This window comes from Variovorax soli (genome assembly GCF_031454625.1).
Lineage (GTDB): Bacteria > Pseudomonadota > Gammaproteobacteria > Burkholderiales > Burkholderiaceae_C > Variovorax > Variovorax soli_A.
Genome location: NZ_JAVDRF010000007.1, coordinates 121,341 through 147,335 on the forward strand (window position 1 = coordinate 121,341; position 25,995 = coordinate 147,335).

Below are 25,995 nucleotides of genomic sequence, written 5' to 3' on the forward strand. Positions count from 1 at the left end.
GGGGATACTGTGCGCCCTGTTGCCCCAGGCGCACCCTCCATTTTGACAGCGGAGCTTTTTTCATGGCGATATCCACCCAGACCCGAATCGAACGCGACACCTTCGGCCCCATCGAGGTGCCGGCCGACAGGCTCTGGGGAGCGCAGACGCAGCGCTCCCTGCAGAACTTCGACATCTCCGGCGAGCGGCAGCCGCGCGAGATCATCAAGGCCCTGGCGCAGGTCAAGCGCGCCTCCGCCGTGGTGAACCATGCACTGGGCCTGCAGGACGAAAAAAAGACGCAGGCCATCGTTGCCGCGGCCGACGAGGTCATCGAAGGCCGGCATGAAGATGAGTTTCCGCTGGTCGTCTGGCAGACCGGGTCGGGCACGCAGACCAACATGAACGTGAACGAGGTGCTGGCCAACCGCGCCAGCGAGCTGCTGGGCGGCGAGCGCGGGGAGGGACGGCTGGTGCATCCCAACGACGACGTGAACCGCAGCCAGTCATCGAACGACGTCTTCCCGACCGCGATGCACGTGGCGGCGGTCGAGGCGCTCACGCACCGTCTGCTGCCTGCCATCGCCCAACTTCGGGGGACGCTGGAGAAGAAATCGAAGGCGTTCGCCGACATCGTCAAGATCGGCCGCACCCACCTGCAGGACGCCACGCCGCTCACGCTGGGCCAGGAGTTCTCGGGCTACGTGGCACAGCTGGCCCATGGCGAGACGCATGTGCGGGCCGCGCTGCCGCATCTGTGCGAGCTGGCGCTGGGCGGCACCGCGGTCGGCACCGGGCTGAATGCGCCCAAGGGCTATGCCGAGCAGGTGGCGGCCGAGCTCGCGAAGCTCACCGGTCTGCCCTTCGTCACCGCGCCCAGCAAGTTCGAGGCGATGGCGTCGGTCGACGCGCTGGTGCATGCGCACGGGGCGCTCAAGACGCTGGCGGCGAGCATGACCAAGATCGCCAACGACGTGCGCTGGCTCGCCAGCGGGCCGCGCAGCGGCATCGGCGAGCTGAGCATTCCGGAGAACGAGCCGGGCTCGTCGATCATGCCCGGCAAGGTCAACCCGACGCAGAGCGAGGCGGTCACCATGCTGGCGGCGCAGGTGTTCGGCAATGACGTCGCGATCAACATCGGGGGCGCGTCCGGCAACTTCGAGCTCAACGTGTTCCGCCCGATGGTGGCCCACAACTTCCTGCAGAGCGTGCGCCTGCTGGCCGACGGCATGCGCAGCTTCAACGACCATTGCGCGGTCGGTATCGAGCCCAACCGCGAGCGCATCACGGAGCTGGTGCAGCGCTCGCTGATGCTGGTGACGGCGCTCAACACCCACATCGGCTACGACAAGGCGGCCTTCATCGCGAAGAAGGCGCACAAGGAGGGCAGCAGCCTGCGCGAGGCGGCGATCGCCTCCGGGCACCTCACGGCCGAGCAGTTCGACCAGTGGGTGGTGCCGGAGCAGATGACCGGCCGCTGAAGGTCGATGCCCGCGCTCAATGACCGGCGGAGGGCGGCGGCGCCATCAGCCGGTCGGTGACCGCGATCGCCATCGCCGACAGCAGGAACGCGATGTGGATCGCCGTCTGCGCGATCAGCACGCGGTCGGTGTAGTTGTCGGCGTTGATGAAGGTCTTGAGCAGGTGGATCGAGCTGATGCCGATGATGGCGGTCGCCAGCTTGACCTTCAGCACCGAGGCGTTCACGTGGCTCAGCCATTCGGGCTGGTCGCGGTGGCCTTCGAGGTTCATGCGGCTCACGAAGGTCTCGTAGCCGCCGACGATCACCATGATCAGCAGGTTGGAGATCATGACCACGTCGATGAGCGCCAGCACCACCAGCATGATCACCGTCTCGTTGAGCGTGCTGATCGGCGCGGTGGTCTTGTAGCCGATGCTGGTGATCAGCGACTGCAGCGCCTCGTCGCTGCCGAAGGCCGCTTCCACCAGGTGGAGCAGCTCGACCAGGAAGTGCACTACATACACGCCCTGGGCGACGATCAGGCCCAGGTACAGCGGCAGCTGCAGCCAGCGGCTGGCGAAGATCAGGTTGGGCAGCGGGCGCAGCGGCGAGACCTTGCCGGCGCGGTTCTGGAGGATGGGGTCGAGGTTGGACATCGGTGGGCGGGCCGGTGGGTGGCGGCGCAAAACGCGCGATTCTAGTGGTCCGCCGTGGCCCGGGACCGGAGTGTCCCCGCGACCGATGTGTCACGATGCGGTCGTTAATATCGAGCGTCAGTCGTCCGTAAGTGCGGGCGGAGACATTAGCGCCCGTCAGTTTCCAGCTACCTACCGGAGGCAAAGAATGAGCAGCACGATCGAGTCCGTCCTGGTCGAAAACCGCGTGTTCCCGCCCGATGTCCGCGCCTCGAAGGGCGCACGCATCGACAGCATGGCCGCCTACGACGCCCTGTGCAAGGAGGCCGCCGATGACTTCGAGGGCTTCTGGGCCCGGCAGGCCAAGGCCAACGTGGTGTGGACCCGGCCCTTCACCCGCACCCTCGACGAATCCCAGGCGCCGTTCTACAAGTGGTTCGACGACGGCGAGCTCAACGCTTCGGCCAACTGCCTCGACAAGCACATCGGCACCCCGGTCGAGAACAAGACGGCCATCATCTTCGAGGCCGACGACGGCGCGGTCACCCGGGTCACGTACAAGGAACTGCTCGCCCGCGTCTCGCAATTCGCCAACGCGCTGAAGGCGCAGGGCATCCGGAAGGGCGACCGCGTCATCGTCTACATGCCCATGACCATCGAGGGCGTGGTCGCGATGCAGGCCTGCGCCCGCATCGGCGCGACGCACAGCGTGGTGTTCGGCGGCTTCTCGGCCAAGGCACTGCAGGAGCGCATCATCGACGCCGGTGCGGTGGCGGTGATCACCTCCAACTTCCAGCTGCGCGGCGGCAAGGAGCTGCCGCTCAAGGCGATCGTCGACGACGCGATCGCGCTCGGCGGCTGCGATTCGCTCAAGAACGTGCTGGTCTTCCAGCGCACCGCGACCGCCTGCAACATGGTCGCGGGCCGCGACAAGACCTTCGACGAAGTGCTCAAAGGGCAGAGCAGCGAATGCCCGCCGGTGCCGGTGGGCGCCGAGCATCCACTTTTCATCCTCTACACCTCGGGCTCGACAGGCAAGCCCAAGGGCGTGCAGCATGCCACCGGCGGCTACCTGCTGTGGGCCAAGCTGACGATGGACTGGACCTTCGACATCCGGCCCGACGACGTGTTCTGGTGCACCGCCGACATCGGCTGGATCACCGGCCACACCTATGTCGCTTACGGTCCGCTCGCAGCCGGCGCCACGCAGGTGGTGTTCGAGGGCATCCCGACCTTCCCGCACGCGGGCCGCTTCTGGCAGATGATCGAGAAGCACAAGGTCACGGTCTTCTACACCGCGCCGACCGCGATCCGCTCGCTGATCAAGGCAGCCGACAGCGACGAGAAGGTGCACCCGAAGAACTGGGACCTGTCCTCGCTGCGCATCCTCGGCACGGTCGGCGAGCCGATCAATCCCGAAGCCTGGATGTGGTACCACCGGAACGTGGGCGGCGAGAAGTGCCCCATCGTCGACACCTTCTGGCAGACCGAGACCGGCGGCCACGTCATCACGCCGCTGCCCGGCGCGACGCCGCTGGTGCCCGGCTCCTGCACGCTGCCGCTGCCCGGGATCATGGCCGCGATCGTCGACGAGACCGGCAAGGACATCCCCAACGGCGCCGGCGGCATGCTGGTGATCAAGCGGCCCTGGCCCTCGATGATCCGCACCATCTGGAACGACCCCGAGCGCTTCAAGAAGAGCTACTTCCCCGAGGAGATGGGCGGCACCATCTACCTGGCCGGCGATGGGGCGGTGCGCAGCGCCGACCGCGGCTACTTCCGCATCACCGGGCGCATCGACGACGTGCTCAATGTCTCGGGCCATCGGCTCGGCACGATGGAGATCGAATCGGCGCTGGTCGCCAAGACCGACCTGGTCGCCGAGGCGGCGGTGGTCGGCCGCCCCGATGACGTGACCGGCGAGGCCGTGTGCGCCTTCGTCGTGCTCAAGCGCGGCCGTCCGAGCGGGGAGGAGGCCAAGAAGCTGGCCGCCGAGCTGCGCAACTGGGTGGCCAAGGAGATCGGGCCGATCGCCAAGCCCAAGGACATCCGCTTCGGCGAGAACCTGCCCAAGACCCGCAGCGGCAAGATCATGCGGCGCCTGTTGCGCAGCATCGCCAAGGGCGAGGCCATCACGCAGGACACGTCGACGCTCGAGAACCCGGCCATCCTGGAGCAGCTGGGCCAGGCCTACTAGCCCCGGCCCGGCGCCCGCGCCTTCGTCCGACAGGGGCGCAGGGGCGGATGCGCTACAAACAACCCATCGAATGTCGAGGAGAGATCTTTCATGGGACTGAGAACAGGCGTGCTGCTCGTGGTCGTGCTGCTGATCGCAGCGCTCGCGGCCCTGAACTGGGGGGTTCTCGCCACGCCTACGGCGATGTCGCTCGGCTTCATGCAGGTGACGGCGCCGCTCGGGTTGATCATGCTGGGCCTGACCGCGCTGCTGGGCATCTTCTTCGTCGCCTATGTGGTCTACCTGCAGACCACGGTGCTTCTCGAGACGCGCCGCCACACGAAGGAGATGCAGGCCCAGCGGGACCTGGCCGACCGCGCCGAAGCCTCCCGCTTCACCGAGCTGCGCAACTTCCTGGAAGCGCAGGAGAACGCCCACATGGCGCGTAACGCCGAGCGGCATGCGGCGCTGCTGGCGCGCGTGGAACAGCTGGAGACCATGATCAAGGTGCGTTCCGATCAGACCGACAACTCGCTGGCAGCCCACATCGGCCAGCTCGAGGACCGCTTCGACCGCCGGCCGCCGGCGACGACGGCAGCGGCGCCCGTCGGCGGCATGCCGCCGCCCGTGTGAGAAGCTGCGAACAGCTTCCGAGCTCCGCTATTTCGTCGACAGCACCCAGGCCGCCAGCTTCTTGGCGTCGGCCTCGCTGACCTGGTTGTTGGCCGGCATCGGCACCGCACCCCAAACGCCGGAGCCGCCCTTCATGATCTTCGTCGCCAGCATGTCGGCGGCGCCCTTGTTGTCCTTGTACTTGGCGGCGACTTCCTTGAAGGCAGGGCCGAGGATCTTGCGGTCGACGGCATGGCAGCTCATGCAGTTCTTGGAGGTGGCCAGTGCCAGGTCGGCCAGGGCCGGGGCCGAGGCGGCGAGGCCGAGGACGGCGACGAGAAGCGCTCTTTTCATGGGGCTGGTGACGCGGGTGCGTTAAAGTCGATCAACGCGATTGTAGGTAGCGAGTGCACGGCTCATTCGGATGTCGGCCGGACGATTGGAGGGGTTTTCTCATGTGGTTTCTTTTGCTCGGCCTGCTCGGTGTGGCCCTCAAGTACTTCGAGGTCGGCTTCGTGGCGCAATGGAGCTGGTGGGTGGTGCTCGTTCCCTTTGCGCTGGCGGCCGCCTGGTGGACTTGGGCCGACGCCTCGGGCTACACCAAGCGCAAGGTGATCGAGCGGGAGAACGAACGCCGGCAGGCGCGCATCGACCGGCAGCGCAGCCAGATGGGCCTGCTGACCAGCCGCTCCAACCGGCGCCGCCGCGGCCGCTGAGCCGCTCGCCAGCCGGGCTTCAGCCTCGCTGGCCGCTGCGGGTGGACAGCGGTACGAAACGCCGCACCAACTGCTCGAGCCCCCAAAACACCACTGTGATCAGCCCGGCGAGCAGCAGCCCGGCGATGACGTCGAGCGGAAAATGCACGCCGACGTAGACGCGGGCCAAGCCCGTGACGAAGGCAACGCCCAGGATCGCCAAGCCCGTCTTGCGCAGCGCCGCGCGCAGGCAAAACACCAGTCCGATCGTGAACATCACGGTGGCGTGCGCGCTCGGCAGGGAGCCGCGCACGCCGTGCTCGATGTGGGCCGGGCTCAGTCCCATGACGAAGGGCCGCGGCATGGCGATGGCTTCGGCCAGCACGTGCGCCAGCGCCGAGGCCACCGCCGCGGCGAGCAGCGCGCCCAGAACATGGAAGCGCTGCGCAGGGTGCCACCACGCGGCCCAGGCCATCAGGGCGACGCAGAGCCATGCCGAGTCCTCGGCCACGATGCCGGCGAGCCAGAGGAAGTGCGCGTCGGGCTGGTAGCCGGCGCCGAGCACCCGGAAAAGGGCGATGTTCAGATCCATCAAGGCGGACATCGTCGGCTGCGGAGGCTGCAGTTCGGGCTCAAGCCACGCCCAGCAACTGGTGCAGGCGTGTGCTGGTGGTGGTGTACTGCAGCGGCACCGCCTTGCCGGGGAAGACGATTTCCGTGGCACCCCACGCGGCCAGCGTGGCCTCGTGGAAGCCGCAGACGATCAGCTTCTTCTTGCCCGGATAGGTGTTGATGTCGCCGACCGCGAACACGCCGCTTTCGCGCGTCTGGAAGCGCTCGGTATCGACCGGGACCTGCTTGCGCACCAGCGCCAGTCCCCAATCGGCGATGGGGCCGAGCCGCGGCGAGATGCCGAGGCAGGCGATGAGCGCATCCAGGGGCAGGTTCAGGGTCTGCGCGTCGGGCGTCGCGACCTGCAGCGCTTGGCCGTCGAAGGCCGATGGCTGGCCTACCACGAAGCGCAGGGCGCCTTCGGAAATCGACGCCCGCAGGTGCGCCACGAGCTTCTCGTCGGCCTGGAAGCCGTCGCGCCGATGCACCAACGTGACCTGGCGGGCGCGGCCCGCCAGCGCCAGTGCGGTGGCCAGCGCTGCGTCGTCGCCGCCATTGACCACCACCGCCTGGCCGTCGAAGCGCTCCAGCGACTCCGGGTGATAGAAAAGCCTCGAGCCTTCGAAGCGCTGGATGTCCTCCAGCGCGATGCGCTTGGGCACGAAGGCACCGACGCCCGCGGCGATGAACACGGTCCTGGCGAGAAAGCCCGTGCCCGCGGTGGTGCGCAGCAGCAGGCGCTGGTCGGGCTGGCGGTCCAGCGTCGCGATCTGTTGCTCGAAATGGAAGGTGGGCTTCAGCGGCGCGAGCTGCTGCAGCAGCGCCTCCGCCAGGCCCCGCCCGCTGGTCGCCGGAATGCCAGGGATGTCATAGATCGGCTTGTCGCCGTAGAGCTGCACGCACTGGCCGCCGGCCGCGGGCAATGCGTCGACGATGTGGCAGGGGATCTCCAGCAGGCCCAGCTGGAAGGCCTGGAACAGCCCGACCGGGCCGGCACCGATGACCAGCGCGTCGGTCTCGATGGGCGCGGGAAGGGTGCTCAGCGCACCAGCTCCCCGATCTTGTCGGTCTTGTCCTTCCATTCATCGGCATCCGGCAGCGCAGGCTTGCGCTTGGTGATGCTCTTCCAGCCGTCGGCCACGGCCAGCTCGGCATTGAGCTTGATGAAGGCAAGCTGGTTGCTGGGAAGGTCTTCCTCGGCGTAGATCGCGTTGACCGGGCATTCAGGGATGCAGACGGCGCAGTCGATGCATTCGTCCGGATCGATCACCAGCATGTTCGGACCTTCCCGGAAGCAGTCCACGGGACAGACATCGACGCAATCGGTGTACTTGCAGCGGATACAGGCTTCGGAGACGACGTGGGTCATGGCGTATGCGTTCGATCGAGCGGGGAAACCAGGAATTCTAGGCCTTTGACGGCGCAGGCTGCACGAGCACGGCGGCCGAGGTGCGGTGGGATGCGGTGTCGACCAGCACCAGCGAACCCAGGGCGCGCGATTGCACGAACGGCAGCACCGCGAGCGGCTGCTGCAGCGAGAGCACCACGTCGCCGATGGCATTGGGCTCCAGCCGGTCCACGGGCTCGGAGTCCAGCGTCGTGATGTTGACGCGGTCGATGATGCGTGCCACCTTGGCCTTGACCCAGCGGTGGCCCTGCAAGGCCCAGTAGACGCGGCCCGCGACCAGCGGCTCGTCGTCCAGCCAGGCGATGGTGGCGGTGATCTCGCGCACCGGCTCGAAGGCCTCGGGCGCCAGCAGCCAGTCGCCGCGCGACACGTCGAGCTCGCGGTCGAGCACGATGCCCGCGCTGTGGCCCGCATGCACGGTCTTGTGCTGGCGCGTGTGGCTCAGCACCTGCGCGACGGTCGCGACCTGGTTGCCCGGCAGCACGGCGACGCGCTGGCCCGGCTCCACGTGCCCGCTGGCCACGCGGCCCCAGAACACGCGTCGGCCCTTGGAGGTGTCGGCCGAACCCGAGAACTTCTCGACCCATTGCACCGGGAAGGCGAAGGGCACGGACTCGTCCTGCTGGGTGACGGGCAGGTCCTCGAGCAGTTCGATCAGGCTCGGGCCTTCGTAGCCGCACCAGTCGGCGTGGCGCGAGGCGACGTTCCAGCCCTTCAGCGCCGAGATCGGCACGGTGGCCGCGACCTGCACGCCGGCGGCTTCGGCAAAGCTCGAGAGCGCGGCCGAGATGCGCTCGAAGGCCAGCCCGGCGTCGGCGATGGCATCCAGCTTGTTGACGGCGAACACGATCGACTGCACGCGCAGCAGATGGCACAGCAGCGTATGGCGACGCGTCTGCGGCAGCAGTTCGCGACGCACCACTTCGCCGTCCTCGACTTCAGCGGCCCACTCCAGCTTGGTGGCGTCGACCAGCACGACGGCGGCGTCGGCGCTGGAGGCGGCGGTGACCATGTTGCGCGTGTACTGCTCATGGCCCGGCGCGTCGCCGATGATGAACTTGCGCCGCGCGGTGGAGAAGTAGCGGTAGGCGACGTCGATCGTGATGCCTTGCTCGCGCTCGGCCGAGAGGCCGTCGGTCAGGAGCGCCAGGTCGGTCTCGCCGCCGCGCTGCACGCCGGCCAGCTGGTCCTGCAGCACCGTCTTGCTGTCGACCAGCAGGCGGCCGATCAGCGTGCTCTTGCCGTCGTCGACGCTGCCGCAGGTGATGAAGCGCAGGGCCGTGCCGGTGTCGCCGTGGATGGAGGCCAGCGCGCCGGCGGCGGAGGAGGGGGTCGTGGTCGTCGCAGTCATCAGAAATAGCCGTCCTTTTTGCGCTTCTCCATCGAAGCCTCCGAAGTCTTGTCGTCCATGCGCGTCGCGCCGCGCTCGCTGACTTCGGCGGCCAGCGTTTCGATCACCACGTCGGCGGCGTCGGCTGCCAGGCTTTCGACCGGGCAGGTGCAGGTGATGTCGCCGACGGTGCGGAAGCGCACGTCGCGGACTTCGACTTCTTCGCCATCGCGCGGCGGCGTGAGCTCGGTCACCGGCACCAGCAGGCCGCGTCGCTCGACCACCTCGCGCCTGTGGGTGTAGTAGATCGAGGGCAGGGCGATCTTCTCGCGCTCGATGTACTGCCAGACGTCGAGCTCGGTCCAGTTCGAGATCGGGAACACGCGGAAATGCTCGCCGGGCGCAAGGCGGGTGTTGAACAGGGTCCAGAGCTCGGGCCGCTGGTCCTTGGGCTGCCATTGGCCGAAGGCGTCGCGGTGCGAGAAGATGCGCTCCTTGGCGCGGGCCTTTTCCTCGTCGCGGCGCGCGCCGCCGATCAGCGCGTCGAAGCGGAATTCCTCGATCGCTTCCAGCAGGGTGACCGACTGGTGCACGTTGCGCGATTCGCCGGGATGCGCCAGGCGCACGGTGCCGCGCGCCATCGAATCCTCGACGCTGCGCACGATCAGTTCGGCGCCCAGCTCCTGCGCCCGGTGATCGCGAAAGGCCGTCACTTCCGGGAAGTTGTGGCCGGTGTCGATCATCAGGAGCGGGTAGGGCAGGCGGCCGGCGCCGAAGGCCTTCTCGGCGCACTTCAGCAGCACCAGCGAGTCCTTGCCGCCCGAGAACAGCAAGGTCGGCCGCTCGAAGGAGGCAGCCACCTCGCGCAGGACGAAGATGGCCTCTTCTTCCAGCGCATCGAGCTGCGTGTTCGACAGGCGCGCCGGCAGATGCGTCGGAGGCTGCAGGAGATCGAGTTCAGTACGGGCGTTCATCGGGTGCGGTGCTCGGTGCGGGGAGTCAGTGAAACGTCGGCGCTCAATGCGCGAGATGCAATCCGCATTCGCGGTTCTCTTCGCCCTTGGTCGGGTCCACGTAGTCGAAGTTGTTGGGCAAGCCATGCGCTTCGCAGTAGGCATACAGATCCTTGGACGACCAGTGCAGCAGCGGGGCGACCTTGATCAGGCCATCCGGATTGACGCTGACCGCGTCCATTTGCGCCCGCACGGCGGTGTCGGTGGCTCGAAGCGCGGTGAACCACACCTTCGGTGCCGTCTCGCGCAGCGCACGGGCAAAAGGCTCCAGCTTCACTTCTTCCGTGAAAGCGGCGTGGCGCGGATCGTCGAGCGCCGGCATCGGGCCCTCCACCGCTTCGCGATGCGCGCGCGAGCGGCGCGGTAGATAGATGTGCAGGTCCAGCCCCAGCAGCTTCGTCACCTCGTCGGCAAACCGGTAGGTGGCCTCGGTGTTGTAGCCGTTGTCCATCCAGACCACGGGAACATCGGCCTTTGCCCGCGCCACCATGTGCAGGATCACGGCCTCGAACGGGCGAAAGTTCGTGGTGACGATCGCAGGTTGGCCCAGGCCGATGGCCCAGTCCACCAGGCCCTCGGCGTTGTGGCCGAGTTCGGAGTTGATGCGCGGAAGATCGATGTTCATGTCGAAGGTTTTCATGCGGGCTGCGATTCCGCCGCGGCGAAGTGAGGCGCGGCCTGCACGTCGCCCTGGTAGTAGGCGCCGAAGCGGTCGAACTGGCGCTGCGCATCGGACGCGTCGACGCCTTCCTTGAGCACCGCGCTCGAAAAGCCGCTGCGCTGCATCTGCACCAGCTGGTCGATCAGCACGTCACCGGTGGCACGGATGTCGCCCTTGAAGCCCAGGCGCCGCCGCAGCAGGTAGGCCTGGCTGAAAGCGCGGCCATCGGTGAACTTCGGGAAGTGAAGGTCGATGCGCTGCACATCCTCGAGGCAGACCTCGATCGCGAGCGGGTCGGCATCGTTGGTGAGCTGCAGGACGTTCGGGCTGCCGTCGTCCACATGGTCTTCGGCGGCGATCAGTTCGAGCGTCCTTTTCATGCGGCCTCCTCGACCTTGAAGCGCGCACCGTTGGCCGCGGACTTGAACGGATCCATGCCGACGCGGCGCAGCGTGTCGATGAAGCTCTCGCCGGGCTCGCGCGTGTCTCGGTAGGTGTTGAGCACGGCCTCGATCACGTCGGGCACCTCTGCCGCCGAAAACGACGGGCCGACCACCTTGCCGGGGAGCGCCGGCCCGTTGCGCGCGGCACCGTCGGAGCCGCCGAGCGTGACCTGATACCACTCCTTGCCGTCCTTGTCGACGCCGAGGATGCCGATATGGCCGCTGTGGTGATGGCCGCAGGAATTGATGCAGCCGCTGATGTGCAGGTCGATCTCTCCCAGGTCGTCGAGCTCGTCGAGGTCCTGGTAGCGCTCCGTGATGGCGGCGGCGATCGGGATCGAACGCGCATTCGCCAGCGAGCAGAAGTCGCCGCCGGGGCACGAGATCATGTCGGTCAGCAGGTGAATGTTGGGGCTTGCGAAACCGGCTTCGCGAGCGGCCAGCCACAGCGCGTGCAGGTCTTCGGCATGAACCCAGGGCAGCAGCAGGTTCTGCTCGTGCGTGACGCGGGCCTCGCCGGCACTGAAGCGGTCGGCAAGCTGCGCCGCGGCCTCGAGCTGGCTGGCCGACGCGTCGCCGGGCGCCTGGCCGAGACGCTTGAAGGACAGCGTGACGGCACGCAGCGCCGGGTTCTTGTGCGGTGCCACGTTGCGGTGCAGCCAGCGCGCGAACTGCACGTCCTCGTCGGCCTGCGCGCGCAGCTCGGCATGGGTTTCTTCGGCGCTTCGGAACACGCGCGTGGCCAGCGTGGGCGTCGCGAAATTCGCGCTCACGCGGTCCAGCTCGGCCTGCGAGATGGTGTGCGGCGCGCCATCGCGCTCGATCACTTCCTTGTATTCGGCCTCGACGTCGTCGATGTAGCGCTGGCCTTCGGACTTGACGAGGATCTTGATGCGCGCTTTCCAGGCGTTGTCGCGCCGGCCATAGCGGTTGTAGACCCGGATCACGGCCTCCAGGTAGTTCATCAGCTGGTTCCACGGAAGGAACTCGCGCACGACGGTGCCGATGATCGGCGTGCGGCCCATGCCGCCGCCGACCTTGACGCGGAAGCCGAGTTCGCCCTCGTCGTTCTTGTGGAGCTGCAGGCCGACGTCATACCAGCCGGTAGCAACACGGTCCTCGACGGCGCCGGTGATGGCGATCTTGAACTTGCGCGGCAGGAAGGCGAACTCCGGATGCAGCGTGCTCCACTGGCGCATGATCTCGGCGAAGGGACGCGGGTCGGCGATCTCGTCGACGGCGATGCCGGCCAGCTCGTCGCTGGTGATGTTGCGGATGCAATTACCGCTGGTCTGGATCCCATGCATGTCGACGGAAGCCAGCAGGTCCATCACGTCGGCCGACCTGGACAGCGGAATCCAGTTGTACTGGACGTTGGTGCGCGTGGTGAAGTGCGCGTAGTGCGTCGGCAGCCGGACGCTGCCCAGCTTGCCCTGAATCTCGTTGGCGTGCTTGTACACCTCGGCCTCGGGCGTGTCGTACTCGCGCGCGATCTTCGCCAGCACACGAAGGCGGGCACTGGAGAGTTCCCCATAAGGCACCGCCACGCGCAGCATCGGCGCGTAGCGCTGCACATACCAGCCGTTCTGCAGGCGCAGCGGCCGAAACTGTTCTTCGGAAAGCTTGCCGGCCTGCCAGCGTTCCAGCTGGTCCCGGAATTGTGCCGCGCGCTGGTGCACGAACTGGCGGTCGAAGTCTGTGTATTGGTACATCGTCTTTTCTTTGCTGCTGGAAGGCGTGCGTCCACGGCCCCGTCAACGTGAGGCCGCGACTTTAGAAGGCTCCCTTATGAAGACCAACTATTTTTTGGTTCGCGCTTTATGCGGATAAGCTTATTCGCCAGTCCCCATGCGGGTTCCCAGGCGATGCAATGCTTATGCGGGATAAGGCCGAAGGCCACGCGCGCGGCGGTCTCGCCCGCTCGAGTCGTCCCTCGAACACCTGCCAGTTCTACGAAGCGCTGCTGCGGGTCGTCGAACCGAATGCGTCCTGGATGGCCTCGAGCCCGCGCCCGCGCGTCTCGATGCCGCTGCGCAGCAGCATCAGCGCCGCCACCGCCATGGGCAGCGCGATCAGCAGCGCCGAGACCGCGAAGTGGCCGAAGACGCCCGCGACGCCGAAGCCCGCGCCCAGAATGCCGCCGAACTTCGAACTTGCGGCCACTACGCCCGAGCCGGTGCCGCGCAGTTGCACGGGATAGATTTCCGCCGCGTAGGGAATGAGCATCGCGATCACGCCGCTGGAGCTCACCAGCAGGAGCGCGGTGGCGAGCACGATCGCGGTCGTCGACTGCACTTGCGCCAAGCCGAGGGCGCAGAAGACAAGCAGCGTGGCAGCCGTGAGTGCGATGAACAGCACCAGCGCCTTGATGCTGCTCCAGCGGTGGTAGAGCCAGATCACGACCGCGATGCCGGGCAGGGCCAGCAGGGCCGAGCGCGCCAGCAGGGCGCTGGCGGCGGTGGCGTCCATGCCCATGCTGCCCAGGTTGGTGGGCAGCCACAGCAGGAAGCCGAAGTTCACGAGGCCCCAGGCCACACCGCAGACGATCAGGCCCCAGGTGATGCGCGCATGGCTGCCGCGCAACAGGTGCAACAGGCCGCCGGGCGGCGGTTCATCCTCGGCGATCACGGCGGCCGGTGCGTCGGCGCGCGCACTTCCCGCGCGTCCGCGGCCTGCGAAGCGCGCGAGCACCGCGCGCGCCTCGTCGTCCAGCCCGGCATTGGCAAGGAAGCGCGGCGACTCGGGGATGTAGCGGCCGAGGAAGACGATCAGGAGCCCGGTCGGCAGGCCCAGCAGCCACAGGGCGCGCCAGCTGAATTCGGGCACCAGCAGCGCGGCCGAGCCCGCAGCCAGCAGGTAGCCGGCCGAGGTGCCGATGCCGCCCAGCGCCACCAGCAGCCAGCCACGGTGCGCGGCCGGCACGGTCTCGGCCATCAGCGTGAAGGTGATGGGGAGCAGGCCGCCGGCCGAGGCGCCCATCAGGAAGCACATCGCGAGGTTCCAGCCGAAGGCCGGCATCGCGCCGCAGATTGCGGTGCCGATGAACATCAGCGCAGACAGCAGGATGGCCGCGCGGCGGCCGAACATGTCGGCCAGCCGGCCCCACAGCACCGACCCCACGGTGGTGCCGGTGAGCGCCACCAGCGCGAGCAGCCCGGCGGTCTGCTTGCTGATCTCGTACTCCTTCGTCATGCCCGGCATCACGAAGCCCAGCGTGGCGGGCTTGAGCACATCCACGGCCAGGGCGATCACCAGCACGGTCACCAGCTTCCAGTGCTCGCCATTGAGCGCCACGCCGTCGGCCAGGTGGAACTGCAGGTGGCGATCGGCATGCAGGCTCTTCCTCATCTGGGCGATGCGTGGCATGAGGCCGTAGGTCGCCAGCAGCACGCCCAGCGGGATCATGGCCATGCCGGTGAGCATGGTGGCATCCATTTCCATGCCGACCATCTGGTAGCCGGTGTAGCGGCCCATCATGAACATCGGGACATGGGCGAGCACGCCGCCGATGATGGCAATGCAGCCGAGCCAGAAGGCGATGGGATGATGGAAGGCGAAGGTCTGGGGTTTCATAGGGCTTCTTGCGGCCGCACATCGTACCGAAGCGCGCAGCCGCAGACGCCCAAGCCGAAACCGGATGACCGCCCGCTACAACACGAAGTGTGCGACCGTCACGTAGTGGCTCGCCGTGCCGGCCAGCACGAACAGGTGCCAGGTGCCGTGCGCATGGCGCCAGCCCAGCGGGTTGCGATAGAACACCGTGCCGGCCGAATACCACAGGGCGCCGATCAGCAGCCAGGCCAGCCCGGCGCCGTCGAGCCGTTCGACCAATGGCACGGCCGCCAGCACGCCCAGCCAGCCCATGCCCAGATAGAGCGCCAGCGACGGGGCGGGCGCCTCGGCCGGCCGCAGCTCGCGCGCGATGCCGAACAACGCCGCGGCCCACGCCGCGGCCAGCAGTGCCCAACCCCAGGCGCCCTGCAGCGTGACCAGCGCGAAGGGGGTATAGCTCCCGGCGATCAGCAGGTAGATCGCGCAATGGTCGACCCGCTGCCAGAACAGCTTCATGCGGCCGCGCGTGCTGTGAAAGAGGGTGGAGGCGCCATACAGCGCCACCATCGACAGGCCGAACACCAGCGCGCTTGCCGTCTTGGCCGGATCGTCGCCGGAAAGCGTCTTGGCCAGCAGCAGGGCGGAGCCGGCCGTGGCCAGCATCAGCCCGAGCAGGTGGCTGTAGCCGTTGAAGCGTTCGCCTTGGTACATGGTGGTCACCTCAAAGGAATGGATCGAGTGGGCCGCGGCATTGCTGCGCCGTCATGACATCTGACAACGAAGGTCGCCCCCCGACATCCACCGTTGGCCCTAGGTCTCGCTCATCATCTGCGGGATGCCGAAAGCACTGGCCATGCGGGCGAGGGCCCTGACGGCGGAACGGCCGCGCTCACGGCCACCAGTGCCTGCGCGTGATCGCGATCACGCGCGCTGCCTGGGTGCGCGGATCGACGGCAGGCGTCGGCAGTGACGGCGCGCGTCTTGGAAGTGGAGGGGGAATCAGAAAAAGATGTGAGCGTTGCGCGGGCGCGCAGGCGGCGGGATGGAGGGGGTGCATGACGGAGCGCCTTTGGTTTTTCTCTGGGAGGCAGGCCATCTTAGCTGTGTAAAAACACAGTGTCATGACAGCCTCCTGCCAAAGGCTTGTTCCGCTCGCAACAGGAGAGTGAACCGGCCTCAGCCGGCGCTGCGCCGCACCTGCACCGTTGCCTCCAGGCCTTCGTAGGCCTCGGGATCACCGTACCAGCTCCCGCTGACGGGGGCCGCCAGCGAAGGATCGCGCGCCACGCCCACGCGGATCAGCAGGCCGCTGCCCATCGTGAGGTTGTTGGTGGGATCGAAGGCGACCCAGCCGGCGCCGGGCAGGTAGGCGTGCAGCCAGGCATGCGTCGCGCCGGCTCCGGTGACCGTCTCGCCGGGCGCGGCGCCGCCGTCGAGCGTCGAGTCGTAAAGATAGCCCGAGACGAAGCGCGTCGCCACGCCGAGCCGGCGTGCCGCCTCCATCATCAGGAGCGCATAGTCGCGGCAGCTGCCGCTGCCCAGCGCCAAGGTCTCCAGCGGCGTCTGCGTGCCTTCCTCGTCACGCTGGGTGTAGCGCAGGCTCTGGCCGATGTGGGCATTCATGCGGGTCAGGACCTCGAGCGTGCCGTTGGGCTTGTCGATATGCAGGAACTGGTGGGCCCAGCGGATCAGCGTGCCTTCCGGGTCGTTGTGATGCGGGCGCAGGTAGTGCTCCAGGTCCAGCCGCTCCTGCACCGAGTAGGCGAAAGGCAGGAACTCGGCGGCCGGTTCCAGCGTGAGCACATCCGGCGGCTCCGGCACGTGCTCGATGGTGAACGAGCACACGATGCGCAGCTCGGTCGCCGCGCCCATGGGCTGCACCAGCGCGATCGAGTTGGAGTAGGGGTCCTGGATCATGCGCACGTGCGCCTGGGGGCTGATCTGCAGGTCGGTGGCGAGCACGCGAAGGTCGTGGCTGTCGCGCGGCCTGAACATCACGCGGTGCTGGCCAAAGCGTACCGGCTCGTTGTAGCGGTAGACCGTGGTGTGGGTGATGTCGTAGCGAGTGGTCATGGCGAATTGTCCTGCTTCGCCTTGGCGGCCTCCAGCCCACCGGTCGCCGCAGGCGAACCGGGCCGCCGGGCCGCCGCACGGCGTTGCGCGTCGAGGGCCCGGGCCTGCACGGCTGGCAGCGGCAGGGGCTCGCCATGCCAGCGCGCCGCCAGCAGTTCGGCGCACAGCGCGGCAAAGCTGAGCCCGCGCGAGCCCATGGCCGTGCACAGCCAGACACCGTCGGGCGCATCCGCGTCCCGCGGGCCGACCAGCGGCCGCCGGTCGCTGGAGGCGCAGCGCACGCCGGCCCAGCTCTGCAGTTCGCCGCGCTCGAACAGCGGCGCGAGCTGCCGCGCCGCCTGCGGGTGCAGCCTTGCGAGGCGCTGGCGGTTGAATTCGGTGTCCTCGCTGCGAAGCCGTGCCTCGCCGTTGTCGCGATCGAAGGTGGCGCCGGTGAGCCAGAGCGGGCCGCCGGGATCGGGCACCTGGGCGATGAGATGGCCGTCGCCGTTGACCGGCATCGGCGGCAGGTCCATGTCCGAAGCCATGCGTCCCCAGGCGAGCTGGCCGCGCACCGGCTGCAGCAGCACGCTCGGCGCGAGCCCCGCGCTCTCATGGCCTGCTGCGATCACCACGCGATCCGCCTCCGCCAGCAGCGCGCCTTCTGCATTTCGCAGGCGCCAGGTGCCGCCGACCTGCGCCGGGCCTTCGATGCGAGCAACGAGGCATCCTGTCCGAACGCGGATGCCGGGCTGGTCCAGCCAGGCTTCGACCAGCCGTGCGGGGCGCACCCAGCCGCCGCGCGCGTGCCAGAGGCCAACTGCGTCGGCAGCCAGGCCCGCCTCGCACAACTGCCCGGGCGATGCATGCCAGGACTCGTTCGGCCCCTCGGCACTCCAGCCGGGCGGCAGGCGGGCGGTGCCTGCGCTGCGGCGCTCGAGCACGCCGCTGCCGCGCCAGTCCGTGCCTTCGGCCAGCAGCGTGCGGGCCTCTTGCCATGTCGCCCGCACGCCCGCACGCGTGAGGCGCGAGAGGAGGGCGTCGTCCGGCGAGACGTGCGGCGCGAGCACGCCCACCGGCAGGCCCGACGCGCCAGCCGCGGGATGGGCGCCTGCCTCCAGCACCAGCACCTGCCAGCCGCGCCGTGCCAGGCTGGCTGCGACGGCGGCGCCGGCCAGTCCCGCGCCGACCACCGCGCAGCGGCCCGGAAAAACGCCCGCCGCCTCTTTCTGGCCGCGTTGCCGCAGCGGCCATGAAGGCTCGAACACCCCTTGAAGGCAGTCGCGCTTCGGCGGCAGCCCAGGGGCCTTGCGCAGTTGGAAGCCGCACGGCGCCAGCGCATCGCGCACGGACCGCGCCACGGTCCAGGTGGCCAGTCGCGTCCCACGCCGCGCGAAGCGGGTGACGGCCTTGAGGGTTTCCGCCGACCACATCTGCGGGTTGCGCTCCGGGCTGAAGCCGTCCAGGAAAATGCTGTCGGCCTCGAAAGGCTGCTGCGCGCGCAGCATGGCCTGCACGTCGCCGAGGCACAGCGTCAGCAGCACCCGGCCGCCTTCGAACACCAGGCGATGGAAGCCGGGCAGCAGGCCCCACCACTGCGCGGCCAGCTCGGAGGCCAGCGGCGCGAGCTCGGGGTGCGCCGCGGCGGCCCGCAGCAGGTCTTCGCGCGAGACGGGGTGGGCCTCGATCGAGACGAAATGCAGCAGCCGCGGCCGCCGCGGGTCGGCCCGCCAGGCGTGCCAGCTTGTCAGAAAAGAAAGGCCCAGCCCGAAGCCTGTTTCGAGAATGCGCCACTGCGGCTGGTGGGCCCAGGCCTCGGGCAGGCCGCAGCCGCCGAGGAACACATGCCGGGCCTGGGCAATGGCACCGCTTTCGGAGTGATAGATGTCGCCAAAGCGCGCGCTGTGCGGCACGCCGTCAGCGCCCCAGGCGACCGGCTCGGCCACGGCGCGAGCCCGGAATCAGGGCGTCGGGGGAACGTAGCCCTGCGCGACGTCGGCGCCTTCGCCGAAGAAATGCTTTTCCATCTGGCGCGCCAGATATTGCCGGGCGCGCGCATCGGCCAGGTTCAGCCGGTTTTCGTTGACCAGCATGGTCTGCTGCTTGAGCCAGGCGGCCCAGGCTTCCTTGCTGACGCTTTCCCAGATGCGCTTGCCGAGCTCACCCGGGTAGGGCGGGAAATCGAGCCCCTCGGCCTCTTTGCCGAGCTTGATGCACTGGACCATGCGTGCCATTTGAGATGCCTCTTAGAAGGGGGTGGGGGTGCTTAGTTGATTTGGCTATTTAGAACTGAGAACTCGGTCGTTCCCCTTTCCTTATGCCCTATTCAGAATTCGAAGCTTCACTGTTATGCCTTCCTGAAGCACACGACCATGAGCTACCGCCGCGACTTTATCAAGCTTTCTCTCGCTGCCGCCGCTACGGCCGGCATCGCCCTCACGGCGTTGCCGTCGTTCGCGCAGCAAGGTGTGACGCTGCTCAATGTCTCCTACGACCCGACCCGCGAACTCTACGTCGACTACAACAAGGCCTTCGCCGCTCATTGGAAAGAGAAGACCGGCCAGACCGTGACGATCAAGCAGTCGCATGGCGGCTCCGGCAAGCAGGCACGATCGGTCATCGACGGCATCGACGCCGACGTTGCCACGCTGGCGCTGGCCGGCGATACCGATGCGTTGGTCAAGCACGGCGGCATGGTCCGTGCCGACTGGCAGCAGCGCCTGCCGCACAACTCGGCGCCCTACACCTCGACCATCGTGTTCCTGGTGAAGAAGGGCAACCCCAAGGGCCTGAAGGACTGGGACGACCTCGCCAAGCCCGGCGTGCAGGTGATCACCCCCAACCCCAAGACCTCGGGAGGCGCGCGCTGGAACTACCTGGCGGCCTGGGAATTCGGCAAGCGCAAGTACGGTGGCGACGCCAAGGCCAGGGAATTCGTCTCCAAGGTCTACCGGAACGTGCCGGTGCTGGACGCCGGTGCGCGCGGCGCCACCATCACCTTCGTCCAGCGCGGCGTGGGCGACGTGCTGCTGGCCTGGGAGAACGAGGCCTTCCTGGCGCTGAAGGAATTCGGCCCCGAGAAGTTCGAGATCGTGGTGCCCTCGGTGAGCATCCTGGCCGAGCCCACGGTGACGGTGGTCGACAAGGTGGTCGACAAGAAGGGCACGCGCGCCGTGGCCGAGGAATATCTCAAGTACCTGTATTCCGACGAAGGGCAGGACATCGCGGGCCGCAACTACTACCGCCCGACCTCCGACAAGGCCAAGGCCAAGTACGAGAAGCAGTTCCCCAAGCTCACGCTGTTCACCATCGACCAGGCCTTCGGCGGCTGGGCCAAGGCGGACAAGGAGCACTTCGCCGATGGCGGCTCCTTCGACCAGATCTACTCCGCCAAGTAAGCGGCCGTATCGTGAGTGTTCTCCTGATTGCCGGCAGCCCCTCGGCCCCTTCGCGCTCGGCCGTGCTGCTCGATGCAGTGGCCGCGCGGCTGGCGCAGCGCGACGTGAGGGTCGGCCGCATCGCGATCCGTCAGCTGGCCGCGCACGCGCTGCTGCTGGGCGAGGCCTCGCACCCGGCGCTCCAGCACGCCGCCGAGCAGGTGCGAAGGGCTGACGCGATCGTGATCGCGACGCCGGTCTACAAGGCGGCGTACAGCGGCGTGCTCAAGCTTTTCCTCGACCTGCTGCCGCAATCCGCGCTGCGCGGCAAGACGGTGCTGCCGCTCGCGACCGGCGGCAGTCCGCATCACATGCTGGCGCTGGACTATGCGCTGAGACCGGTGCTGCAGTCGCTCGCGGCGCGGCACATCCTGCCGGGCGTGTATGCGACCGACGGGCAGGTGACGCTGCAGCCTGAGGGCGCCTGGCAGTTGCAGAGCGAGCTGGCCCAGCGCCTCGACGACGCGGTGGACACGCTCGCGCACGAAGGGCTGAAGCTGCCGGCGACAAACGGCTTCGAGCCGGTGCCGTTCTCGCGCGTGCGATGTAGCGTCTGAAGCCCGGCCCCTCGGCCTGGTCTCTCCCTCCCTCCCATTTTTCCCGCGTTCTTCGCCGCCGCGCGCGCGGCGCGGGACGACTCACGCCTGAAAGACATTCGCCATGCATCTCTTCACGACCGAAGACATCTCTCCCGAGGCGCAGCCACGCTCGCCGCATTCGTCCCAGCGCCGTGCCCTCATTCGCGGCGCCGCCGCAGCGATCGCGCTGCCATCGCTCGCGGCCTTCGCGCAGACGCCGGCGCGCCAGTTGCGCATCGGCCACCAGAAGGGCGTGCTGAGCCTGCTCAAGGGCCGCGGCACCCTGGAGAAGCAGCTGGCGCCGCTGAACGTGTCGCTCAAATGGACGGAGTTCACGGCCGGACCGGTGCAGCTCGAAGCGCTCAACGTCGGATCGATCGACTTCGGCGATGTCGGCGAGGCGCCGCCGATCTTCGCGCAGGCCGCAGGTGCGCCCCTGGCCTACGTGGCGGCCACGGTGCAGCGTCCGCAGTCGGAAGCGGTCCTGGTGCCCAAGGGCTCGGCGATCCGGTCGGTGACGGAGCTCAAGGGCCGGAAGGTAGCACTCAACAAGGGCAGCAACGTGCACTACTTCCTGGTCAAGCTGCTCGAGAAGCATGGCCTCGGCTATGGCGACGTCAACCTCGTCTTCCTGCCGCCTGCCGATGCGCGTGCAGCCTTCGAGAAAGGCTCGATCGATGCCTGGGTGATCTGGGACCCTTTCCTCGCCGCCGCGGAAAAGACGCTCGAAGCGCGAGTGCTGGTCGATGCCGCCGGCGTGGTGGGCAACCGCGGCTACTACTTCTCCTCGCTCGGCTATGCAGAGAGGAACGCCGACGTGATTCGGGTCCTGACCGCGGAGATCGACAAGGTCGATCAATGGGGCCAGGCGAACAAGAGCGCCTACGCGGCCGAGCTGTCGATGCTCTGGGGCACGCCGCAGCCGGTCGTCGATGTCGTGGTGGGCCGCTGGAAGTACGGCACGACGCCGATCACCAAGGCCATCCTCGCAGAGCAGCAGAAGATCGCCGACACCTTTTTCTCGCTCGGGTTGATCCCCAAGAAGATCAACGTGCTCGATGCAGCGGCCGCCGGCATCGCCTGACAGCGCGCTGTGGCGCCTGCGCGCCCTTCGGCTGCTTCGCACCACGGCAGGGGCATGGGGCCTTCGCCGCTTTCTCTTCGCCACCTGATCGAGACCACACCATCATGCAAGTCTTCTGGTTTCTTCCCACCCACGGCGATAGCCGTTACCTCGGCAGCACCGAGGGTGCACGCCCCGTCGACCTGGCCTACCTGCAGCAGGTCGCCGGCGCTGCCGACCAGCTCGGCTACGAGGGCGTATTGATCCCCACCGGACGCTCGTGCGAGGACCCGTGGGTGATCGCGGCCAGCCTGATCGGCGCGACGCGACAGCTCAAGTTCCTGGTCGCGGTGCGGCCCGGCTTGCACCAGCCGAGCCTGGCCGCGCGCATGGCCGCGACCTTCGATCGGCTTTCGGGCGGTCGCGTGCTCGTGAACCTGGTGACGGGCGGCGACCAGGCGGAGCTCGAAGGTGACGGCGTCTTCCTCGACCATGCGTCGCGCTACGAGCAGTCGGCCGAGTTCATCCGCATCTGGCGCGAGGTCATCGCGCGCAGCCACGAGGGCCAGTCCTTCGACTACGAGGGCAAGCACCTGCGCGTGAAGGGCGCGAAGCTCTTGTATCCGCCCACGCAGCGGCCTTATCCGCCCGTTTGGTTCGGCGGTTCCTCGGCGGCGGCGCACGAGCTTGCGGCGGAGCAAGTCGATACCTACCTCACCTGGGGCGAGCCGCCCGGCGAAGTGGCGAAGAAAGTCGCCGACGTGCGCGGGCGCGCGCTGCGAAAGGGGCGAACCGTGAAATTCGGCATCCGCCTGCACGTGATCGTGCGCGAGACCGAAGACGCGGCGTGGAAAGCCGCCGAGGACCTGATCAGTCGCGTCGATGACGAGACCGTGATCCGCGCCCAAGCCGCCTTCGCGCGCATGGACTCCGAAGGCCAGCGCCGCATGGCTGCGTTGCATGCGGGCGGCGCCAGGCGCACGCGCGCCGAACTGGAGATCTCGCCCAATCTCTGGGCCGGCGTGGGCCTGGTGCGCGGCGGCGCCGGCACTGCATTGGTCGGCGATGCGAAGACAGTGGCGGCGCGCATCGAGGAATACGCGGCGCTGGGCCTGGACAACTTCATCCTCTCCGGCTACCCGCACCTCGAAGAGTCGTACCGCTTCGCCGAGTTGGTGTTCCCGCTCCTGCCGCGCAAGCGGCGCCACGGCCTGCCGGCCGGGTCGCTGACCGGTCCCTTCGGCGAGGTCGTCGCCAATCTCGATGCGCCTTCGCGCCTTCTTTCCCAAAGCTGATCACAAGGACTCTTCTCATGACGGAGCAAGTGCAGCCATTGCCCGCCGCGGCGCCGTCGCTGGGGTGGGCTCGCGTCTTCGGCCTCGGCGTCGCCGTACGTCTCGTACCTTGGCTCGTGCCGATGGGGCTGATCGTCGCCTGGCAGATCGCCTCGTCGCTCGGGTGGCTCTCCACCCGTGTTCTGCCGGCCCCGGCCGATGTATTCAAGGCCGCGTGGAAGCTGGCGGCTTCCGGCGAGTTGTGGACCCATGTGAAGGTGAGCGCCGGCCGGGCCTTGTCGGGCCTCGCCGTCGGCGGCGGGCTCGGGCTCGCGCTCGGACTCCTCACCGGCTCGGTCAAGTTCGTCGAGACGCTGCTCGACGCCACCATCCAGATGGTGCGCAACATCCCGGCGCTGGCGCTGATTCCGTTGGTGATCCTCTGGTTCGGCATCGACGAGTCGGCCAAGCTGTTCCTGATCTCGGTGTCGGTGTTCTTCCCGATCTATCTCAACACCTTCCACGGCATCCGGAACGTGGACCCGCAGCTGATCGAAATGGGCCGCACCTACGGCCTCTCGCGCTGGCAGCTCTACAAGGAGGTGATCCTGCCTGGCGCGCTGTCGTCGATCCTGGTGGGTCTGCGCTTCTCGCTCGGCCTGATGTGGGTGATCCTCATCGTGGCCGAGACGATCTCGGCGCAGGCCGGCATCGGCTACCTCACGATGAATGCGCGCGAGTTCCTGCAGACCGACATCGTGCTGGTGGGCATCCTGCTCTACGCGCTGCTCGGCAAGGTGGCCGACCTGTTCGCCCGCGGGCTCGAGCGCTGGTGGCTGCGCTGGCATCCGGGCTATCAGGCACGTCGATGAATCCTTTCGGAGCCGAACGACCATGAATGCCATTCTCCAGACCCCGCCCGCCACCGAGCCGCACATCGTCCCCGGCGTGAAGCTCGAGGCGCGCGGCCTCCACAAGCGCTACGGCGCGCGCGAAGTGCTGCGCAACGCGCAGCTCACGATCGAATCGGGCCAGTTCATCGCCATCGTGGGCCGCAGCGGCTGCGGCAAGAGCACGCTGCTGCGCCTGATCGCGGGCCTCGAACAAGCTTCCGACGGTCGCATCTACACGGACGGCAGGCCCGTCGACGGACTGCACGACGACACGCGGATCATGTTCCAGGAAGCGCGCCTCCTCCCCTGGCGCCGCGTGCTCGAGAACGTCACGCTCGGGCTGCCGCCGGCAGCGCGCGTACGCGGCGAGGAAGTGCTTGCGCAGGTCGGCCTGGCCGATCGCCAGGGGGAGTGGCCGGCGCGCCTGTCGGGCGGACAGCGCCAGCGCGTCTCGCTGGCGCGTGCGCTGGTGCACCGGCCGCGGCTGCTGCTGCTCGACGAGCCGCTCGGTGCGCTCGATGCCTTGACGCGCATCGAGATGCATCGGCTGATCGAGAACCTGTGGCAGCGCCATCGCTTCACGGCCCTGCTGGTCACGCACGACGTGCAGGAAGCGGTGGCATTGGCCGACCGCGTGATCCTGATCGAGGACGGCCGCATCGCGCTCGACGAGAACATCGCGCTCGCGCGGCCGCGTTCGCACGGCGATCCGGCTTTTGCGGCGATCGAAAAGCGCATTCTCGATCGCGTGCTGCAGAAGCCCGACGCCGAGCCCGCCAACGACACGCGCTGGGCCGACGGGCCAGCGCATGCATTGCGCTGGGCGGTTTGATCTTTTCTTTTCTTCTTTTCAACAGGAGCTACCCATGTCCATCCAAGCCATCAACGTCCGCAACCAGTTCAGGGGCAAGGTCCGCGAGATCATCCGCGGCGACGTCGTGTCCGAAGTCGACGTCGAGACCGCCTGGGGCATCGTGACCTCGGTCATCACCACGCGCTCGGTCGACGAGTTGCAGCTCAAGCCCGGCTCCGACGTGGTCGCACTGGTGAAGTCCACCGAGGTGTCGATCGCCAAGCTCTGACGAAAGCCCCACCGGCCATGGCCGGCGCCTGTTCCGTAACAATGGGCGCCAGAAGGAGAGATGCCATGGCCGGATTCGAAGTCAACGAGATCGTCGCTGCACTGCGCGAAGCGCGCGAGGAATGGCGCGATGCGCAGAAGCGCTCGCGGGAGCCGGGCAGCCGCGAGTTCCCCTCGCGCGAAGCGCTGGCCGCGATCGTGGAGTCGCTGAAGGGCGCGCTGTTCCCGATGCGGCTCGGTCCGCCCGAGCTGCGTCACGAGAGCGAGGACTTCTACGTCGGCCATACGCTCGATTCGGCGCTGCAGTCGCTGCTGATCCAGGCCCGCCTGGAACTGCGCTACAGCGCGCGCCACCAGCCGCGCGACGCGGCCGAAATCGATGCCGAGGCGCAAGAGGCGGTCCGCGCCTTCGCTGCCGCGCTGCCGGGCATCCGCCGCCTGCTCGATGGCGATGTGCTCGCCGCCTACCAGGGCGATCCGGCCGCGCGCAGCGTCGACGAGGTGCTGCTGTGCTACCCCGGCATCCTGGCGATGATCCATCACCGCCTTGCGCATCGGCTCTATGGACTGGGGCTGCCGCTGCTGGCGCGCATCGTGGCCGAGCTCGCGCATGGTCAGACGGGCATCGACATCCACCCGGGGGCGCAAATCGACGCGGGTTTCTTCATCGACCATGGCACCGGCGTCGTGATCGGCGAGACCACCGTGATCGGCAAGCGGGTGCGCCTCTATCAAGCCGTGACGCTCGGTGCCAAGCGTTTCCCCACCGACCCCGATGGGAAGCTGCAGAAGGGCCTGCCGCGCCATCCGATGGTGGAGGACGACGTCGTGATCTATGCCGGCGCGACCATCCTCGGCCGCGTCAGGCTGGGCAAGGGCGCAGTCATCGGCGGCAACACCTGGATCACCGAGGATGTGCCGGCCGGCGCCAACATCACGCAGGCCAGCCTGCAGAAGGCCGGTTGCGATTGAACCTTTTCGAAAAAGGTCAAAAGGGCTCCGCATAATTTCCGGGGCCCCAACATTCATCACCTCAACC

The 25,995-nt window shown here is 67.9% G+C and carries 27 protein-coding genes; 12 read left to right on the top strand and 15 right to left on the bottom strand.

Translation table 11 applies throughout. The features are described from left to right. The first annotated feature begins 62 nt into the window (after positions 1-62). Positions 63-1,460, top strand: a complete 1,398-nt coding sequence (gene fumC, locus J2739_RS17275; RefSeq protein ID WP_309903781.1) for a class II fumarate hydratase — start codon at positions 63-65, stop codon at positions 1,458-1,460. 16 nt (positions 1,461-1,476) lie between these two features. Here the strand turns inward: fumC and J2739_RS17280 are convergent, their stop codons facing one another. Beyond that, the gene (locus tag J2739_RS17280; protein WP_309903783.1) at positions 1,477-2,097 is read right to left on the bottom strand and encodes a YqhA family protein; all 621 of its coding nucleotides are present in this window, start codon (positions 2,095-2,097) and stop codon (positions 1,477-1,479) included. Between the two features lie 187 nt (positions 2,098-2,284). Here J2739_RS17280 and acs point away from each other — a divergent pair, with 187 nt between their 5' ends. Together acs and J2739_RS17290 are read left to right on the top strand one after the other, a co-directional pair. After that, positions 2,285-4,273, top strand: coding sequence for an acetate--CoA ligase (acs, locus tag J2739_RS17285; RefSeq protein WP_309903785.1), 1,989 nt, complete (start codon positions 2,285-2,287; stop codon positions 4,271-4,273). Positions 4,274-4,363: 90 nt separating this feature from the next. Continuing rightward, entirely contained in the window at positions 4,364-4,885 is a 522-nt protein-coding gene (locus tag J2739_RS17290; RefSeq protein ID WP_309903788.1) for a LapA family protein, read from the top strand. 27 nt (positions 4,886-4,912) lie between these two features. Here J2739_RS17290 and J2739_RS17295 read toward each other — a convergent pair whose 3' ends face one another. Further along, entirely contained in the window at positions 4,913-5,218 is a 306-nt protein-coding gene (locus J2739_RS17295; RefSeq protein ID WP_309903791.1) for a c-type cytochrome, read from the bottom strand. Between the two features lie 101 nt (positions 5,219-5,319). On the opposite strand from J2739_RS17295, the gene J2739_RS17300 reads away from it, so the two are divergent. Further along, complete coding sequence (locus J2739_RS17300; protein WP_309903793.1) at positions 5,320-5,580, top strand: TIGR04438 family Trp-rich protein; 261 nt, start codon at positions 5,320-5,322, stop codon at positions 5,578-5,580. Between the two features lie 19 nt (positions 5,581-5,599). Here the strand turns inward: J2739_RS17300 and J2739_RS17305 are convergent, their stop codons facing one another. The 13 genes from J2739_RS17305 to J2739_RS17365 all read right to left on the bottom strand — a co-directional run bounded on the left by J2739_RS17305 (position 5,600) and on the right by J2739_RS17365 (position 18,864). Next, entirely contained in the window at positions 5,600-6,163 is a 564-nt protein-coding gene (locus tag J2739_RS17305; RefSeq protein ID WP_309903795.1) for a phosphatase PAP2 family protein, read from the bottom strand. A 28-nt stretch (positions 6,164-6,191) separates the two neighbouring features. Then, a complete protein-coding gene (locus J2739_RS17310) occupies positions 6,192-7,253 on the bottom strand; it encodes an NAD(P)/FAD-dependent oxidoreductase (RefSeq protein WP_309903797.1) in 1,062 nt (353 codons plus the stop codon). Next, the gene (gene fdxA / locus J2739_RS17315; protein WP_309903800.1) at positions 7,211-7,540 is read right to left on the bottom strand and encodes a ferredoxin FdxA; all 330 of its coding nucleotides are present in this window, start codon (positions 7,538-7,540) and stop codon (positions 7,211-7,213) included. The genes J2739_RS17310 and fdxA overlap by 43 nt, the downstream gene beginning before the upstream one ends. Positions 7,541-7,577: 37 nt before the next feature. Beyond that, complete coding sequence (locus J2739_RS17320; protein WP_309903802.1) at positions 7,578-8,930, bottom strand: sulfate adenylyltransferase subunit 1; 1,353 nt, start codon at positions 8,928-8,930, stop codon at positions 7,578-7,580. Beyond that, entirely contained in the window at positions 8,930-9,883 is a 954-nt protein-coding gene (gene cysD, locus J2739_RS17325) for a sulfate adenylyltransferase subunit CysD (RefSeq protein ID WP_309903804.1), read from the bottom strand. Before cysD ends, J2739_RS17320 begins: the two co-directional genes overlap by 1 nt. 43 nt (positions 9,884-9,926) lie before the next feature. Further along, the gene (locus J2739_RS17330; protein WP_309904062.1) at positions 9,927-10,547 is read right to left on the bottom strand and encodes a phosphoadenosine phosphosulfate reductase domain-containing protein; all 621 of its coding nucleotides are present in this window, start codon (positions 10,545-10,547) and stop codon (positions 9,927-9,929) included. 11 nt (positions 10,548-10,558) lie between these two features. Then, positions 10,559-10,963: a DUF934 domain-containing protein gene (locus J2739_RS17335; protein WP_309903806.1), complete on the bottom strand. Its 405-nt coding sequence runs from the start codon at positions 10,961-10,963 to the stop codon at positions 10,559-10,561. Then, positions 10,960-12,738: a nitrite/sulfite reductase gene (locus J2739_RS17340; protein WP_309903808.1), complete on the bottom strand. Its 1,779-nt coding sequence runs from the start codon at positions 12,736-12,738 to the stop codon at positions 10,960-10,962. The genes J2739_RS17335 and J2739_RS17340 overlap by 4 nt, the downstream gene beginning before the upstream one ends. Positions 12,739-12,976: 238 nt before the next feature. Further along, on the bottom strand, positions 12,977-14,599 hold the full coding sequence (locus J2739_RS17345) for an MFS transporter (protein WP_309903810.1): 1,623 nt from the start codon (positions 14,597-14,599) through the stop codon (positions 12,977-12,979). Positions 14,600-14,674: 75 nt separating this feature from the next. Next, positions 14,675-15,289 (bottom strand): PAQR family membrane homeostasis protein TrhA, encoded by a 615-nt coding sequence (trhA, locus tag J2739_RS17350; RefSeq protein ID WP_309903811.1) that lies wholly within the window; start codon positions 15,287-15,289, stop codon positions 14,675-14,677. 465 nt (positions 15,290-15,754) lie between these two features. Next, positions 15,755-16,651 (bottom strand): transglutaminase family protein, encoded by an 897-nt coding sequence (locus J2739_RS17355; protein WP_309903813.1) that lies wholly within the window; start codon positions 16,649-16,651, stop codon positions 15,755-15,757. Continuing rightward, a complete protein-coding gene (gene mnmC / locus J2739_RS17360) occupies positions 16,648-18,576 on the bottom strand; it encodes a bifunctional tRNA (5-methylaminomethyl-2-thiouridine)(34)-methyltransferase MnmC2/FAD-dependent 5-carboxymethylaminomethyl-2-thiouridine(34) oxidoreductase MnmC1 (RefSeq protein ID WP_309903815.1) in 1,929 nt (642 codons plus the stop codon). Before mnmC ends, J2739_RS17355 begins: the two co-directional genes overlap by 4 nt. Positions 18,577-18,591: 15 nt before the next feature. Further along, positions 18,592-18,864 carry an oxidative damage protection protein gene (locus tag J2739_RS17365; RefSeq protein ID WP_309903817.1) on the bottom strand — a complete coding sequence of 91 codons (273 nt, stop codon included), beginning with the start codon at positions 18,862-18,864 and terminating at the stop codon, positions 18,592-18,594. A 138-nt stretch (positions 18,865-19,002) separates the two neighbouring features. Here J2739_RS17365 and J2739_RS17370 point away from each other — a divergent pair, with 138 nt between their 5' ends. From J2739_RS17370 to epsC, 8 genes are all read left to right on the top strand, one after another. Continuing rightward, positions 19,003-20,028 carry a sulfate ABC transporter substrate-binding protein gene (locus J2739_RS17370; RefSeq protein WP_309903819.1) on the top strand — a complete coding sequence of 342 codons (1,026 nt, stop codon included), beginning with the start codon at positions 19,003-19,005 and terminating at the stop codon, positions 20,026-20,028. 11 nt (positions 20,029-20,039) lie between these two features. Further along, the gene (gene ssuE / locus J2739_RS17375) at positions 20,040-20,624 is read left to right on the top strand and encodes an NADPH-dependent FMN reductase (RefSeq protein WP_309903822.1); all 585 of its coding nucleotides are present in this window, start codon (positions 20,040-20,042) and stop codon (positions 20,622-20,624) included. A 103-nt stretch (positions 20,625-20,727) separates the two neighbouring features. Next, entirely contained in the window at positions 20,728-21,729 is a 1,002-nt protein-coding gene (locus J2739_RS17380) for a sulfonate ABC transporter substrate-binding protein (RefSeq protein WP_309903824.1), read from the top strand. 104 nt (positions 21,730-21,833) lie between these two features. After that, positions 21,834-23,003, top strand: a complete 1,170-nt coding sequence (ssuD, locus tag J2739_RS17385; RefSeq protein WP_309903826.1) for an FMNH2-dependent alkanesulfonate monooxygenase — start codon at positions 21,834-21,836, stop codon at positions 23,001-23,003. Positions 23,004-23,020: 17 nt separating this feature from the next. Then, entirely contained in the window at positions 23,021-23,854 is an 834-nt protein-coding gene (gene ssuC, locus J2739_RS17390; protein ID WP_309903828.1) for an aliphatic sulfonate ABC transporter permease SsuC, read from the top strand. Positions 23,855-23,876: 22 nt separating this feature from the next. Continuing rightward, a complete protein-coding gene (locus J2739_RS17395; RefSeq protein ID WP_309903830.1) occupies positions 23,877-24,707 on the top strand; it encodes an ATP-binding cassette domain-containing protein in 831 nt (276 codons plus the stop codon). A gap of 34 nt (positions 24,708-24,741) precedes the next feature. Continuing rightward, the gene (locus J2739_RS17400) at positions 24,742-24,957 is read left to right on the top strand and encodes a TOBE domain-containing protein (RefSeq protein WP_309903832.1); all 216 of its coding nucleotides are present in this window, start codon (positions 24,742-24,744) and stop codon (positions 24,955-24,957) included. A 65-nt stretch (positions 24,958-25,022) separates the two neighbouring features. Beyond that, entirely contained in the window at positions 25,023-25,928 is a 906-nt protein-coding gene (gene epsC / locus J2739_RS17405) for a serine O-acetyltransferase EpsC (protein ID WP_309903834.1), read from the top strand. The last annotated feature ends 67 nt before the right edge of the window (positions 25,929-25,995 follow it).